This is a genomic window from Paractinoplanes polyasparticus (genome assembly GCF_019710575.1).
In the GTDB taxonomy this organism is placed as follows: Bacteria; Actinomycetota; Actinomycetes; order Mycobacteriales; family Micromonosporaceae; genus Actinoplanes; species Actinoplanes polyasparticus.
The window spans coordinates 1-918 of record NZ_JAHWFK010000119.1; the positions used below are offsets into that span (position 1 = coordinate 1).

General features: G+C 67.6%; 1 protein-coding gene. It reads left to right on the top strand.

All coding sequences use genetic code 11. The features are described 5' to 3' along the window. The first annotated feature begins 125 nt into the window (after positions 1-125). Positions 126-908, top strand: coding sequence for a transposase family protein (locus KXC43_RS50280; RefSeq protein ID WP_221383434.1), 783 nt, complete (start codon positions 126-128; stop codon positions 906-908). The last annotated feature ends 10 nt before the right edge of the window (positions 909-918 follow it).

Sequence of the window (918 nt, forward strand, 5' to 3'; positions counted from 1 at the left end):
GAGCCTTTTCCAAGCTGATCTTGCAGCTCAGGGTCGGTGAGGCGGACCCGGTGATCGAGAGGTGCGAGGCTCCAGATAGGACAGCAAATCGACCAAAACCCGATGCCCCGACCGGGAGCCTCGCCATGCTGTCCTACCCCGCCACGATCCCGTTGTCCAGCCGGACCCTGAATCACCTCGCCGACCGCATCCGCGGCCACCGCCAGCAGCGCAAATCCCGATGGCGACGACTGAACCCGGGCCGCCAGGCGCTACTGGCCCTGGCCCACCTGCGCAACGGCGACACCTACATCCGCCTCGCCGCCGGCTTCGAAATCGGCGTCGCCACCGCATGGCGCTACGTCCAGGAAGCGATCGCCCTGCTCAGCGCGACCGCCGACGACCTGGACACCACCATGGCGCGCATCCGGCTGCTGGCGTACGCGATCCTGGACGGCACGCTCATCCCGATCGACAGGGTCGCCGTCCAGAAGCCGTACTACTCCGGCAAGCACAAACGGCACGGCGTGAACGTGCAGGTCATCGCCGACGCGGCCGGCCGTCTCGTGTGGGCCTCGGCCGCACTGCCCGGTTCGGCCCACGACCTGACTGCCGCCCGCACCCACGGCATCATCGACGCGCTGACCAGCGCAGACGTGATGACTTTCGCCGACAAGGGGTATCAAGGCGCCCGCGGAAGCATCCGCACCCCGTTCAAACGGCGACGGTTCCGGCCGAAGCTGTCACGCCGTCAAAAGGCGGTCAACCGGGCCCACGCGAAGATCCGCGCCCGCGGCGAACGCGCCATCGCCACCCTCAAGACCTGGAAAATCCTGGCCAAGCTGCGCTGCTGCCCACGCCGCGCGACCGCGATCGTGCAGGCCATCCTCGTCCTGCACCACGTCGAGTCACCGCGTTACGCAGGATGAAAATGGCTCA